Source organism: Parvibaculum sedimenti (assembly GCF_009184905.1).
Classification (GTDB): Bacteria; Pseudomonadota; Alphaproteobacteria; order Parvibaculales; family Parvibaculaceae; genus Parvibaculum; species Parvibaculum sedimenti.
Genome location: NZ_WESC01000009.1, coordinates 21322 through 34834, shown reverse-complemented (window position 1 = coordinate 34834; position 13513 = coordinate 21322). Strand labels below are relative to the sequence as shown.

11 protein-coding genes and 1 tRNA gene are annotated in these 13513 nt (G+C 63.0%); 4 read left to right on the top strand and 8 right to left on the bottom strand.

Going from position 1 to position 13513, the window contains the following annotated elements; all coding sequences use genetic code 11:
- Positions 1-66 precede the first annotated feature (66 nt).
- Positions 67-2259, top strand: a complete 2193-nt coding sequence (locus F2P47_RS11040; RefSeq protein ID WP_185681076.1) for a GumC family protein — start codon at positions 67-69, stop codon at positions 2257-2259.
- Here the strand turns inward: F2P47_RS11040 and F2P47_RS11035 are convergent.
- Genes F2P47_RS11035 through F2P47_RS11020 form a run of 4 tightly spaced genes read right to left on the bottom strand, consistent with a single transcriptional unit; the run spans position 2256 to position 7074 of the window.
- Entirely contained in the window at positions 2256-3158 is a 903-nt protein-coding gene (locus tag F2P47_RS11035; protein ID WP_152216420.1) for a cupin-like domain-containing protein, read from the bottom strand. The genes F2P47_RS11040 and F2P47_RS11035 overlap by 4 nt on opposite strands.
- Positions 3142-4407 (bottom strand): GNAT family N-acetyltransferase, encoded by a 1266-nt coding sequence (locus F2P47_RS11030; protein WP_152216419.1) that lies wholly within the window; start codon positions 4405-4407, stop codon positions 3142-3144. Before F2P47_RS11030 ends, F2P47_RS11035 begins: the two co-directional genes overlap by 17 nt.
- A complete protein-coding gene (locus tag F2P47_RS11025; RefSeq protein WP_185681075.1) occupies positions 4404-5771 on the bottom strand; it encodes a lipopolysaccharide biosynthesis protein in 1368 nt (455 codons plus the stop codon). The genes F2P47_RS11030 and F2P47_RS11025 overlap by 4 nt, the downstream gene beginning before the upstream one ends.
- Before the next feature lie 25 nt (positions 5772-5796).
- Positions 5797-7074 carry a GNAT family N-acetyltransferase gene (locus tag F2P47_RS11020; RefSeq protein WP_185681074.1) on the bottom strand — a complete coding sequence of 426 codons (1278 nt, stop codon included), beginning with the start codon at positions 7072-7074 and terminating at the stop codon, positions 5797-5799.
- Positions 7075-7249: 175 nt separating this feature from the next.
- Here F2P47_RS11020 and F2P47_RS11015 point away from each other — a divergent pair, with 175 nt between their 5' ends.
- Positions 7250-8329 (top strand): polysaccharide deacetylase family protein, encoded by a 1080-nt coding sequence (locus F2P47_RS11015; protein ID WP_185681073.1) that lies wholly within the window; start codon positions 7250-7252, stop codon positions 8327-8329.
- A gap of 8 nt (positions 8330-8337) precedes the next feature.
- Here F2P47_RS11015 and F2P47_RS11010 read toward each other — a convergent pair whose 3' ends face one another.
- Positions 8338-8565: a hypothetical protein gene (locus tag F2P47_RS11010; protein ID WP_152216415.1), complete on the bottom strand. Its 228-nt coding sequence runs from the start codon at positions 8563-8565 to the stop codon at positions 8338-8340.
- Positions 8566-8706: 141 nt separating this feature from the next.
- Here F2P47_RS11010 and F2P47_RS11005 point away from each other — a divergent pair.
- Positions 8707-8781, top strand: a tRNA-Asn gene (locus F2P47_RS11005).
- 61 nt (positions 8782-8842) lie between these two features.
- On the opposite strand, the gene F2P47_RS11000 is transcribed toward F2P47_RS11005, so the two are convergent.
- Both F2P47_RS11000 and F2P47_RS10995 read right to left on the bottom strand, forming a co-directional pair.
- Positions 8843-10252 carry an amidase gene (locus F2P47_RS11000; protein ID WP_152216414.1) on the bottom strand — a complete coding sequence of 470 codons (1410 nt, stop codon included), beginning with the start codon at positions 10250-10252 and terminating at the stop codon, positions 8843-8845.
- Between the two features lie 88 nt (positions 10253-10340).
- A complete protein-coding gene (locus tag F2P47_RS10995) occupies positions 10341-10970 on the bottom strand; it encodes a TetR/AcrR family transcriptional regulator (RefSeq protein WP_152216413.1) in 630 nt (209 codons plus the stop codon).
- 113 nt (positions 10971-11083) lie between these two features.
- Here F2P47_RS10995 and F2P47_RS10990 point away from each other — a divergent pair, with 113 nt between their 5' ends.
- Positions 11084-11602: a hypothetical protein gene (locus tag F2P47_RS10990; RefSeq protein ID WP_204886642.1), complete on the top strand. Its 519-nt coding sequence runs from the start codon at positions 11084-11086 to the stop codon at positions 11600-11602.
- Positions 11603-11653: 51 nt separating this feature from the next.
- Here F2P47_RS10990 and recQ read toward each other — a convergent pair whose 3' ends face one another.
- A complete protein-coding gene (recQ, locus tag F2P47_RS10985; RefSeq protein WP_152216412.1) occupies positions 11654-13486 on the bottom strand; it encodes a DNA helicase RecQ in 1833 nt (610 codons plus the stop codon).
- Positions 13487-13513: the final 27 nt, after the last annotated feature.

Here is a 13513-nt window from a genome sequence, read left to right as displayed (position 1 = left end):
ACCAAAAGACGCTCTACTGCTCCGACACGAATGGATGCCGGACGCGGCTCCAAACAGGCAGAGTGCATGAGCAACACCCCCAGCATGCCGGTCCTAAGCTTCGGCGACAGGCGCCGTTCGACGCCCGACGCACAGGGCGCGGGCGACGTTTCGCCGTGGGATCTGCTGCGCGGCATCTGGGCGCGGAAGGAGCTCGTCGGCCTCTGCTTCGGCGGCTTCATGGCGCTCGCATTCCTCTGGCTCGCCACCGTGACGCCGACCTATACAGTCGAAACACGCATTCTGCTTTCGCCACGCACCGGCGAGATTTCGAGTTTCGACACCCAGAACCAGCCCGCGCCGCCGGATGCGGAAACGCTGCAAAGCGAAATCCAGCTCCTCACCTCACGCCCCTTGCTCACGCGCCTCGTCACCGATCTACATCTCGACCGGGATGCAGAGTTCAATCCATCGCTTCGCGACGGCGCGAAGGCACAGATCCTTTCGCTCATCGGCGTGCGCGGCAGCGCGCCCGACGAAGCCGATATTGCCGACAATCTGCTCGGCCAGCTCAACGTCTTCCAGAAAGGTTCGTCGCGCGTCATCGCGATTGATTTCACCTCGACCAGCGCGGAAACGTCGGCTCGCGTCGCCAACCGTCTTGCCGAACTCTATATCGCGCAGCAGATCGAGCAGAAGGTCGCCGTCAATCGCGAAGCGACAAAATGGCTCGGCCAGCAGATCGAGCAGCTCCGGCAGAAGGTGCAAACCTCCGAAGCTGCTGTCGAAGCCTTTCGCAGCGAGTCCGGCCTTTTCCTGACCAACGGCTCCACCGTTCCCCAGCAGCAGCTCACCGACATCAACTCGCAGCTCACACTCGCGCAGGCCGCCCGCGCCGAAGCCGAAGCCAAGCTTCAGAACGCGCGGAGCCTCATCGCGTCCGGCAACTCGGTCAATTCAGCTGCCGCCGTTCTGCAATCGCCGTTGATTCAGAATCTCCGCCAGCAGGAAGTCGCTCTTCGCGCCCAGATTGCGCAAATGTCCGAAACGCTTCTTCCCTCCCATCCGAAGATGATGGAAGCGCAGGCGAACCTCGCCGACCTCGATCGCCAGATCGAGAAAGAGGTGAACAAGATCATTCAGGGCCTCGAAAACGAGGCCCGCGTCGCCGCCGCCCGCGTCGCCTCGCTCCGCCAGAGCCTCATCCAGCTTCAGGCGCATATGGGCACGCTCAATCAGGACGAAGTGCAGCTTCGTGCGCTGGAACGCGACGCTTCCACCAATCGCTCTCTGCTCGAATCCTTCCTCAAGCGTTACGAGGAAGCCAATGCCCGTGCCGAAGCTGATGCGAGCGCCGCCAACGCGCGGATCGTCTCACGCGCGCAGGAACCTTCTTCGCCGACCTTCCCCAAGACCGGCGCCGTGCTGACGCTCGCCACCGTCGCGGGGCTTCTGCTCTCACTCATCATCAGCTTCCTGCTTGAAGCCTTTTCGAGCGGATTCCGCACGGCCGAACAGGTCGAGCGCGCGACCGGCATGCCGTTCCTCGGCCTCATCCCCGAACTCGAAACAGGCCCGCGCGCAAGCCCTGCGAACAACCTCATGCGCGAGCCTTTCGGCCTTTATGCGGAATCGATCCGCGGTCTTCAGGGCAGCGTGCTCACCGCCCGCATCGGCGACCGCCGGGCGAAGACGCTGCTCATGGTTTCCGCGCATATGGATGAAGGCAAGACATCCACGGCGGCGAGCCTTGCCAGAGTTCTCGCCATGGGCGGCTATCGCACCATTCTCATTGATGCCGACATGCGCGCGCCTTCGGTGCATCTCGCGCTCGGCATGCCGCCTCAGGCGGGCCTCGCGGAGCTTCTGACGGGCCAGGCGAATTTCGGCCATGTCATTCGGCAGGATTATGGCAGCTATGCCCATGTCATGCAGGCAGGCGGCGCCTTGCCGAACCCGACGGCCGCACTCGCATCCGCCCAGATGGCCTGGGTGCTGAAAGCGCTGGAGCAGACCTACGACTACGTCATCATCGACTCGCCCGCCGCCATGGCAGCAGGCGACGCTATGGTTCTGGCGAAGATGACGGACCTCACCATTCTCGTCGTCCGTTGGGCCTCCACCAACCGGCGCGTCGTGGCGCGGGTGCTGAAGATGCTGTCGGCCGCCAGCGGCCGCCGTGTCGGCGTTCTGCTGACGCGCGTCAATCTGCGCCGCTATCGCCGCTATTCCGATACGGTGATCGAGGAATATCCGGCCCGGCCCGCGCGCGCCGCCTAGTTCGCCACGGCGGTTCGGCCGAAGAACAGCGCGACAGCCTTGCGCCGATCGCCGACAAACTTCTTCACCACATCATAGAGCGGCCGCGCCACATCGTAGGCGGCAACCTTGATCGCATCGAGCGCCTTGCTGGTGCCCGCTGGCCGTTGCGGGAATCCGAGCTTGCGCAGCCCAGCATTCACGTAGGAAAGCTTCACCAGATTCTCCGATGTGTCCGTATGCCATGTAATCGAAAAAGACACGGAAACCTCGGGCCCGTTCTGCACCCAGTGCGGATCAAAAAGCGGCACGAAGATGCTATCCCCGGGCTCCAGATGCTGTTGTGTGGCCTTGGCCTCGAAGCTCTCGCGATATGGAAGATTACGGTGCTTGCCGGGATACATTTCCAGATCTTCCTCGGAGACGAAGCGACGATCCTTGTGATCGAAGAGGCTCATGCGCTTGGAGCCACGGATCTGCAACAGGAAATTATATTCCGGATCCATGTGGAACGGCGTCACATTGTTCGGCGATGTAACGAAGATGAAGGCCTGCCGCCGCCGTGCGCCACCCATGACGCCGCCGGTCTGGTCTGCCACCTGATCGAGGCAGGCGTCGAGCAACGCCTTGTATTCCGGGTCTTGTTCCACGTTCTTGATCACCATCCAGGACTGGCACTCCTCAATGCGGCGCACGGTTTCTTCCGCGCTCAATCCATTCGAAGGTGTAAGCTTCGGGTCTTGACCTGGCGCCACCGGGCCATTGAACTCGGTGCTTTCGGCGGGCAGCGAGGCCGCGAGCTTCGCAAGGCGTTCCAGCTTGAAAAGCGAATGACCTGCCAGCTGATGTTTCAGACGAAAGGTCCTTGACGGCATTTCCCTGCCAACGGTTCCGGGCAGAACTTCAATGAGCCTGGTCATGCTCTACCTCCTTGCGGATGCGATAGTAAACGGCGCGGGCCTTCGCCCAGACATATTCGGCGATGTGCGCTGCGCGAGCGGTGTAGGCGACAAGAAACGCACTGAAGCGATGCGATGTCGCGATATTGACTTCGCGAATGCCGCGACGCTCGGCCCAGATATGATCGATCATCGGATGATTGGGGATAGCGCAGGAATCGACCCAGGCAATGCGCGGATCGCACTGGAAGGCGCCGATCACCTTCATCATCAGAAGTGCTCCCGGCGAATATTTTGCGAAGGCTTCGTCATAGGCGATCTTGAAGCTGTAGGCGCCGCCGCCCGAAAGAAAACTTGCCAGCATGGCGATAGGCTTTCCGTCGAAACGGATTTCGGCGCAATGGAGCTTGGCTCCCGCGCGCGAACGGCCTGCAAGGCTTTCGAAGAAGGCGCGCTCTTCAGGACGCTCGGCAAGCGCCGTTCCGCGTTTGCCTTTCCAGCCGGCGCGTTCGAGGCGCAAGAATTCGTCAAGCCAGCCGCTGAAATCAGCGCCGCCGCCATGCGTCACAAATTCCAGTGCGCCCGTCTCTGCAAGACGGTTCCAGAGCCGATTATATTCCTTGCGCTTCTTCTTGCGCATATGCGCAGCCAGATAGGCCTCGCCATCGAGATCGGATTTGAGGAAGGCGCGTTCGTGCCGCGCGGTTTCGACCTGCCGCAATCTACCCTCAACAAGCACCTCATTCAGCGCCGTATCGAACGCGCCGCCCGCTTCAAACAGCGGAAAGCGGATGAGCGGCGCACCGCACCGATCTGCATAGGCAAAGAAGCGCCGGATAGCGGCTCGCTCAAAACCTGCGCGTACGAGCGGCGTGGCAAGGAAGCTGTGGATATGCGTCCAGATCGTCCAGACCTTCACCGGCAGCCCGAGATAGAAGCGTCGCGCCTGATAGGGAAAGGCACCAATCAGAACGCGCGCACCACCGGAACTGGACTCGCCCCAGATGAGCGCAAGATGGACGGCGCCTGCTGGCGCCAGATACTGCATGCCAGCCTGGAGTGCCGCGCTTTCGAACAGTGGATTGCTATCTGTCGCGGAGGCTGCGAGTTCATCCAGCGCATCAAGATAAGGCGTCAACGCATCGGCGCTTTCGATGACAATGATGTCGTCGCCTGCGACATGAGCCGCACGCCTTTGCGTGGTCGCTGTGGGTGCGGGGGCCCGACGCTGCCAGACGAGCTGGCCTTCCGGTTGTTTGAGGTCGGTCATTTCGTCGCCCCAGACGGGCAGAGCACAAAGGCATTGATGCCAAGGCGCCTGCGGACGATCAGGAAGAGGCAGAGGCTCGCGCTGGCGAGCGCGATGGCGGTGGCCGAGGCCGCGCCCATCAGCCCGAAACGCGGAACGAGGATGAGGTTGAGCGCGATGTTGAGCGCCGCCGCGCCGCCATAGACGATTGATGTCACGTTCTGGTGGCCGGTCATGTTGAGCAGATATTCGATCGGACCCGTGGACGCGCGGGCAACGAAGCCGAGCATCAGAATGGCGAGCAGCGGAAAGCCGGCACTGAAATCCTGCCCGAAGAGGCCAAGCGCAAACCGTCCGCCGAGAAGGATGATCGCGGCGGCGGCGAGCGTCGGCCAGAATATCCACTGGATGATGTTGTGAACGAAGGCCTGCAGGCCGGCGCGATCATTCATCGCGTGAAGCTCTGCGAACTTAGGCACGGCGCGAGCAGCGACCGCGAAATAGATGAAGACGATGAGGTTCACGATCCGCGTCGCCGCGAAATAGATGCCGACCTCCTGCGGATTGACGAAATAGCCGAGCAGCACGATGTCGGTATTGAGAAGAACGAGATAGAGCCCTTCCGAGAGCACCATCGGCATGGAGGCTGCGATCCAGTATTTCGTGTGATGAATTGGCTTTGCCCGGGGGATCGCCGTGGCGATGCGGCGGGAAAGCAGAAGCCTCTGGCCTGTCAGTGTCGCCAGCGTTGCGGCCAGCGCGCCTGCGACGGCCGCAACGCCGCTCAACTCACCGGTGACGAGATAGACGATGCCGCCGACGAGTACGATGCCGAGCGGACGAATGATATAGGTCGGAAGATAGGCAAGGCCGACCCAGCCAAATGCGCGGGCGGTGCCTTCGAGCGTGTCGCCAAGCGCAAAACCCGGCACACAAAGCATGGCGAGCACCAGAGGCAACACGTAATAGGGTTGAAGTTCGTCGCGGAACGCGAGCACCGCGAGCAGCCCCGCCGCCATGAAGGCCAGTCCGAGGACAAGCACGATGCGCCAGGACGCGTCGAGAATGCCGGCAAGCCGCCGCCACTTACCGTTGACCCGGTAATCCGGCACGAAGCGCAGTGTCGAGGTGCCGAAACCCATGGGCGCGAGAATGCCGAGGATGATTACCCAGACCCAGACATAAGCGAAGATGCCGTATTCGAACGCGCCCATCCAGCGCGCGAGCAGAACCTGGCTCAGAAGCGCGATGGCCGCGCCCGCGATGCGGATCGCCATGACGAGCCCCGCGCCACGCACGACCTCGCCAAGATGACCATCGGCGAGCCGCGCCGCAATCGTCTCGCCGATCCGCCTGAACGGTTGTGGAAGCGCGGAGGCATCCATTGGGGTCATCATCCTTCGAGAAGCATCACACTCGGGCAACGCCCGGACGCACCAACGCACCCGCCGCGGCGCGGAGGCGGGTGAATGCGTCCCAAAGTACCGGCGTCTGCTTGATGAAGCGTTTAACCCGGCGATAAAGAACCGCCGGCAGCAGCGCCAGCCAGCCCCGGAGCGTCACGGCTTCAAGGTGATCGAAAAGGCAGATTTCCACCTCGCACCAATCGGCCTTGTAGGCCTCATCGCCGATGGTGAAGTCGAACTCCGTGTGACCGGTTTCGGTTGCGTGGCGTATCAGCTCCATCAGCTGGATCATGCCCGGTCCGCGCCGCGCGAAATCCTCCTGCTCGGCGTAGCTCGACAGCACATAGTGATAACGCCCGCCGAAGCTAACGCCCCAGTTCGCCGCCGCGATTCTGCCGCCGACTTCGAGATGGCAGACATGAACGAGCCCCGTCTCGTTTCTCGCCAGATCCATGTAGAAATCGCGAACGCCGGGCTTCTCGAACGGATTGACGACGCCCATGCGGGCGAAAGTCGCGCCCTTCTGCGCGATCAGCGCGTCAACCGTGCGGCCAATTTTCTCGCGGGAGTCAGGCGTCACCAACTCGACCGCACCGAATTCCTCAAGCTTGCGGCGCTTCTGCTTGTCGCGCTTCTTGCTCCCGGAGGAACGCTTGGCGCCGTAATACTCGTCCCATGTCGGTGCGAGCCGCGTCATATGCGCGTTCGACGCATGCGGCTGCACATTGCCGAGCGCGAGGAACGGATTGCCCTGCCCGCCGATGGCTTCCGGCAAGCGATCGAGTTCGACGATATCGTGATGCGGTAGCGCGGCGCGGATACCTGCCCACAATGTCTTGAACTGATCGCGGCGCACATGACGCGCGAAGTCTTTCGCCAGCACAGGGCCCTGATAGTCGCATAGGCAACCGCCGAGCCAGACGAGCCGTATCCCGATGACCCCGCGCTTCAACCCTAACGGCATAATGAAAAGCGTCTTACCTCCGGCCTCCCGCCCGACGACGATTGCGGGCTTGATGCCTGAGCGCTTGCCGATATGCCGGAACCAGGTCGAGAGCCAGGCATAGGTCTGAAAGGCCGTGCAATCGGCATCACGCTCCAGCTGCGTCCAGACGTCCTGCAGCCCCTCGAACGTCTCGTGTATCGAGAGCAGCACTTCCGGTTTCGCGCCCCAGGGCCCGCTGATGACTTGTCCGCCTTCATGCGCCGACCCGCCGACGCTGTATTGGTTAACGCGCAGGTTCGGTTTTGCAGCTTCGATTTTCTTCGTCGGCGGCGTCACGGGGGGCCTCGCCTTGCCAATGGATCAACTCGGGACGTTTCGCCATCCCGAAGGCTCGACTGCGCCGGATTGCATCAATCTTTTCTCAATTCCGGACGCGCATTCTCGCCTTGTCGTCACGGCTGCAAGGGCCGTGCTAAACTCCGGCGTTTACCGAGACGAGCCCGAACCCGCTATGGCCGCCCCTGTCCAGCGCTCCTTCATCGCCTCGCCCGGTTCCTGGGCGAAGACGGGGCTGCTTGCGCTCCATGCAAGCGGGGCGCACAGGTTTGCGCCGAAGTCGCTGGCCGGTGTCGGCGCGATCCTGATGTTGCATCGCGTTCGCGAAGCGGATGGCGCCGGCTTCGCGCCGAACGCCGCCCTTGAAGTCACGCCGGAATTTCTCGACGCAACGATCCGGCACGTCGGTGACCTCGGCTATGACTTCGTGAGCCTCGATGAAGCCGTGCGCCGCCTCAAGGAGAGGGACTTCATCCGCCCATTCGTCGTTTTCACGCTGGATGACGGCTATCGCGACAATCTCACAGACGCGGCGCCCGTCTTCCGCCGGTACAATATTCCGTTTACTGTTTATCTCTCGACGGGCCTGCCGGACGGCACGGCGGAGCTCTGGTGGGCGGCGCTGGAGCGCGTCATCGCAGGCGCGAGCAAACTCCATGTGCGCTTCGCCGATGGCGCGGAGACCATCGCCTGCGCAACGACAGAACAGAAGAATGCCGCCTGGTTCGCGATCTATTGGCGCCTGCGCGCAGGCTCCGAGGATGCCATGCGGACCGAGATCGCCCGCCTTGCCGATGAGCAAGGGATCGACCTCGCCGCCCTCACCCGCGAACTGGCGCTGAGCTGGGACGAAGTGCGCGAACTCGCCGCCGATCCGCTTGCGAGCATCGAGGCGCATACCGCGGGCCATTTCGCGCTGGCGAAGCTCGATGGCGCGTGTGCCCGTGAGCAGATCGCGCAGGGCCTCGCGCGCCATGAGGCGGAGCTTGGACGCCGCCCGCGCCATTTCTCATATCCTTATGGAGATCCGGGTTCCGCAGGCGAGCGCGAATTCGCGATGGCCCGGGAGTTCGGCTTTGCCTCTGCGACAACGACGTGCAAGGGCCTCATCCAACCCCGCCATGCCGACCGGCTGGCTGCGCTTCCCCGGCTTTCGCTCAACGGGCATTATCAGGATGTGCGCATTGTCGAGGTGCTTTTGAGCGGCCTGCCCTTCGCGATGGCTCGCCCCTTTGCCGGCGCCTCGATCGACTGACCGCGCCGTCAGGACCTCCGCCTTCGGCCCCACCAGACTTCGGTCCGGCGGCGAACCCGCCTGACGCGGTGCGAATCAACCGACAGGACAACGACGCCCAGGGGAATCATCCAGAACCCCAGAACGGGTAGAAAACCAAGCGCGCCACCGCCGATCAGCGCGGCACCCGCGGTCTTCCGCATCCAGGGCGAGCCCGGAACGGTGACTTTCCTGCCAGCAAATCGAACGAAAGCCATTTTCCAGCGCCTTTGCCCGGGGTTTACCCCACCGAAATCAGAAGATGTGCATAGTTCCCGCCCGAGGCAAGATTTGGGCTGGCAAGGGCCACACGACTTTGCTATAGGACCGCACGTCTTGCTCTTGAGTTCGCAAGATATTCCTCGGTAGCTCAGTGGTAGAGCAATCGGCTGTTAACCGATCGGTCGCTGGTTCGAATCCGGCCCGGGGAGCCAGTTTTGAAGGGCCTGGTCGCCAAACGCGACCGGGCCCTTCGCATTTCATGCCTCAGATAAATCAGATAAAGAAGTCGGGAAACGCCGCCTCGAAGGCGCGCGCGGCCGACAGCACTTTCGCATCCGCGCCTCTGGCCCCGATGATCTGGAGCCCCACGGGCAGGCCTCTTTCAGTCTGGCCACAGGGAACGACGCAAGCCGGCTGTTGGCTGAGGTTGATGGGAAAGCTGAAGCCCGCCCATTCGGTCCAGCGGCCCATTTCGCTCTCGGGTGGAAGCTCCTCGCCTGCTGCAAAGGCTGGAATGGCGGTGCCCGGCGAGACGATGAAGTCATAATCCGTCAGCAGTTGATCCATCGCCGCACCGAACTGGGCGCGTTTGACCTGCGCGGCGACCAGTGCAGGCGCATCATAGGCAGCGCCAGCAGCAGCAACTTCCAGAAAGCCCTTGTCGATCATGCCGCGCCGCTCAGCAGGCACGGCGGACAGGCGGTTCGCCGCGCCGCTGAACCAATGGCGGCTGAAGATTTCGGGCAGGTCGTCACCCGGAAGCTCGATCTGGGCGATCCGCGCGCCGAGACGTTCAAATGCCGCGACGGCAGCGTCGACGGTCTTCGCGACCTCAGGATTGACCTTGCCGCATGGCGGCTTCGTCCAGTAACCGATCCGCGCGCCCGCCAGAACCCTGTCGGCTAGCACGAGCGGCTCAAGTTCACCGGGGCCTTGCGCCCAGTCTCGCAGGTCGCGTCCCGACATCGCCTGCAACATGAAGAAGGCATCCTCCGCGCGGCGCGCCATGGGACCAACATGCGCGACCGTTCCGAAGGCGCTTGCCGGATAGGCGGCGACGCGCCCGAAGGTCGGCTTGTGGCCCGTGATGCCCGTGAATGAGGCGGGAATCCGGATCGATCCGCCGCCGTCGGTGCCGAGATGGAGAACACCGGCTCCCGTGGCCGCCGCGACAGCCGCGCCGCCCGAAGATCCGCCGGGCGTCATATCGGCGTTCCACGGATTTCGCGTCACGCCGCTGAAGGCACTATCGGTTACGGCCTTCCAACCGAACTCGGGCGTCGCCGTGAGACCCAGAAAGATCGCGCCGGCGTCGCGCAGGAACCTCACTGAAGGCGCATCGGCGATGCAGGGCGTCGCATCCGTCGTCAGGCTTCCATAGCGCACCGACCAGCCCTCGACCCAGACGATGTCCTTCAGCGTCGTCGGTACGCCGTCGACGGGCGACAAAGGCTTGCCCGCGCGCCAACGCTTCTCGGATTCGTGCGCCGCGGCCAGCGCTCCTTCGCGGTCGATGAAAGTAAAGGCATGGAGTCGCGGATTGATTTCTTCCGCCCGATCGAGCGCGGCGGCAGTCGCCTCGACAGGCGAAATCGTGCCCTTTGCATAAGCGTCGGTCAGGGCGACGACGCCGAGCCGGCACAGCTCATGCGCGTCGGCCAGTGGTGAAGAATTCAATGTCATGCTTGCTACTATCGAGGCGGGTTGCAATGCTCCGAGGGTAGGGATTTCACGGCGTCAGACAAGCGCACAGCGGCAGCGCCCAGCTGTTTCAGCTCTTGAGCCCGCGCTCATCCGCCTCCCTCAACGTCGCGTCAACCAACGTACGTCCCATCCAGACCATCACATCGTCGACACGCTGCGGCGGAAGCTCACCGACATCGCGCAGCCAGACCCAGATATCGAATCCGATCATCGCGGCGAGCGCAGCAGCAAGCCGGTCATAGAGATCCTCCGGCAGCTCCGGCTTGAGTGGCGCCAATACCTCGGCAACCCAGTCGATGCGGCGCTGCCCACGCGGCCGGCCCACATGTTTCGCGTCATCGGGTGCGCGATCCAGAGCGGAACGCACTATCACCCGCAGCTCATTTTCATAAGTGGGCGCAAGCCGGTTCAGTGCCTTGATGAGAGCCTCAAGGCGATCCGATGGAGCGGAAAGCTCGCGTGATGTCTCGAGGACGCGGGCGAATACAGGCCTCAGGGACTCAAGCGCGGCATCGGCCAGCATGTGGTCCTGCGAGGTGAAGTATCGATAGGCTGTCCGCTTGGAGATGCCGACAGCGTCGGCGGCCTCCTCGACCGTCGGGCGCTTTCCTTGCTGCATCAATAAGCTGGCGGATTGAAGCAACATCGCTCGTGTGCGGGCCTTCTGGGCGGTCCGACCTTCATTCAGCTCTTGCATTTCGGCTTTTCATGTCACTATAGTGCCATTACGCTACGTTGGTAGCATAAACTCAACGCATCTGCTGGTCAAACTCGATCGCGACTGCGGGACCGAAGCTCCCCGGCGCTTCCATGAAAGAGAAGCCAATGCTGCACCACATCTCCATTCCAGCCCGTGATCCCGCACATGTCGCAACCGTGCTCGCCGAGATCCTTGCGGGTCGCGCATTTCCCTTCCTCGGTCCCCTGCCCGGCGCTTTCTCCGCGGTAGCGGGCGATGAGCACGGTACGCTTATCGAGGTCTATCCGCAGCACATGGCCATCAACCCGGATCCCAAGGAAGGCACCTCACCCTTCCTCGCCCTCGAAGCGCCTGCGGAGAAGATCGCCGCCACGCCAGTCGCCTTCCATGCCCTGATCTCAGTCCCCCTGAGCCGCGCCGAGATCGAGGCCATCGGCGAGCGCGAAGGATGGAAGACGCTCTATCTCGGTCGCGGCGCGCCGGGCCGTACGCCATTTTTCCACGTCATCGAGTTCTGGGTGGAAAACCGGATCATGCTGGAACTCGCCACGCCCGACATGCTCGCGCCGTACCTCGCGACAATGAATATCGCCGCGCTGGAACAGCGCTTCCCGCATGGCATCGTATAGGGCGCGGCTGCGAATTGGAGATCGGCAGGAAAATATCCGCCGAGTTTCAACTCAACGATGCTCGCCGACGACCGCGAGAAATGCCTTGCCGTAGCGGGCGAGTTTCGAACCGCCGACGCCCTGAATCTCGCCTAAATCCTCCATGGTCGCGGGACGCCGGCGCACCATTTCGCGCAGCGTCGTGTCGTGGAAGATCACGTAAGGGGGTACGCCCTGTTCGCGGGCAAGCCGCATGCGTTCCGAGCGCAGCGCCATGTAGAGCGCATCCTCTTCCGGCGTGGACGAGACTTCCGGCTCCGCTGCCTTGCCCGAGCGGCGCTTGCCTGGCGAAACGAGATCGCGGCGGAACTGGACGGGCTGCTCGCCTTTCAGAACAGGCCGCGCCGTCTCTTCGAGCTTCAACGCGCCATAGGCCGTGTGGTCGGCGGCGATGAAGCCGCGCGCCGCGAGCTGGCGGAAAACCGATTGCCAGCTCTTCTGGTCGATATCCTTGCCGACGCCAAAGGTCGGCAGCGTGTCGTGCCCGAAACGCACAATCTTTTCGGTCTTGCTACCGCGCAGCACATCGATGACATGGCCCGCCCCGAAGCGCTGGCCGGTGCGATAGATCGCGGACAGAGCCTTTCGCGCGGCCTCAGTCCCGTCCCACATTTCGGACGGCGTCAGGCAGGCGTCGCAATTTCCGCAAGCATCGCCATGCGCCTCGCCGAAATGGGCAAGCAAAGCCTGCCGCCTGCAAGTCGCCGTTTCGCAGACATGAAGCAGCGCGTCGAGCTTCGTCCGTTCAACCTGCTTCACCTCTTCGGGTGCTTCGCCCTCGTCGATCATCCGGCGGCGCAGGGTCACGTCGCCGAGCCCGTAAGCCATCCAGGCGTCAGACGGCAAACCGTCGCGTCCTGCCCGCCCCGTCTCTTGATAATAGGCCTCGATGCTCGACGGCAGATCGAGATGCGCGACGAAGCGCACATCCGGCTTGTCGATGCCCATGCCGAAAGCAATGGTCGCGACGAGTACCGGGCCCTCGTCTTTCAGAAACGCATCCTGATGACGGTCGCGAACCGCGCGGTCGAGGCCCGCATGATAAGGCAACGCGCGAATGCCCTGCGCGGTCAGCCATTCCGCCGTCTCCTCCACCTTCTTGCGGCTCAGGCAATAGACGATGCCACTCTCATTGCGATGGGCGGCGAGGAAGGAAAGAAGCTGGGATTTCGCATTGTCCTTGCGAACGATGGTGTAGCGGATGTTCGGCCTGTCGAAGCTCGCGGAAAAAACGTGCGCATCGTCGAGTTTCAGACGATGGATGAGATCGTCGCGCGTCTGCGGATCCGCCGTCGCCGTCAGCGCCACGCGCGGCACACACGGAAAGCGCTCCTTCAGCAGCGCCAGCTGCAGATATTCCGGTCGGAAGTCGTGGCCCCACTGGCTGATGCAATGAGCCTCGTCGATGGCGAAGAGACCGATTTTCGCGCGAGACAGAAGCCCAATGAACCCGTCGCTGACGAGGCGCTCCGGCGTCACATAGAGCAGGTCAAGTTCGCCCGCGACCAGCGCGTTGCGAATGTCTCGCGCCTCATCCGGCGTCAGCGTGGAATTGAGGGCTGCGGCCCGGACGCCGGATTGACGCAACGCCTCCACCTGATCGCGCATCAGCGCGATGAGCGGCGAGACGACAATGCCGGTCCCTTGCCGGCAGAGCGCAGGGATCTGATAGCAGAGCGATTTGCCAGCACCCGTGGGCAGCAGCACCACGGCGTCGCCGCCATCGACAATGTGCTGGATGATCTCCGCCTGCTGGCCGCGGAACGAGGGAAGGCCGAACACCTCCTTCAGCACCCCTTCGGGGTGAGGCATGGGCTCATTCTTCAGTTCGATGGATTCAGGCATCAGGCGACTCAGTGGGCGCGCGGAACC

Coding starts and splice junctions, on each gene's coding strand:
- F2P47_RS11025 (WP_185681075.1), bottom strand. CDS start 5,771: ATGGATGCCTCCGCGCTTCCACAACCGTTCAGGCGGATCGGCGAGACG.
- F2P47_RS11015 (WP_185681073.1), top strand. CDS start 7,250: ATGGCCGCCCCTGTCCAGCGCTCCTTCATCGCCTCGCCCGGTTCCTGG.
- F2P47_RS11035 (WP_152216420.1), bottom strand. CDS start 3,158: ATGACCAGGCTCATTGAAGTTCTGCCCGGAACCGTTGGCAGGGAAATG.
- F2P47_RS10995 (WP_152216413.1), bottom strand. CDS start 10,970: ATGCAAGAGCTGAATGAAGGTCGGACCGCCCAGAAGGCCCGCACACGA.
- recQ (WP_152216412.1), bottom strand. CDS start 13,486: ATGCCTGAATCCATCGAACTGAAGAATGAGCCCATGCCTCACCCCGAA.
- F2P47_RS11000 (WP_152216414.1), bottom strand. CDS start 10,252: ATGACATTGAATTCTTCACCACTGGCCGACGCGCATGAGCTGTGCCGG.
- F2P47_RS11040 (WP_185681076.1), top strand. CDS start 67: ATGAGCAACACCCCCAGCATGCCGGTCCTAAGCTTCGGCGACAGGCGC.
- F2P47_RS11010 (WP_152216415.1), bottom strand. CDS start 8,565: ATGGCTTTCGTTCGATTTGCTGGCAGGAAAGTCACCGTTCCGGGCTCG.
- F2P47_RS11030 (WP_152216419.1), bottom strand. CDS start 4,407: ATGACCGACCTCAAACAACCGGAAGGCCAGCTCGTCTGGCAGCGTCGG.
- F2P47_RS10990 (WP_204886642.1), top strand. CDS start 11,084: ATGAAAGAGAAGCCAATGCTGCACCACATCTCCATTCCAGCCCGTGAT.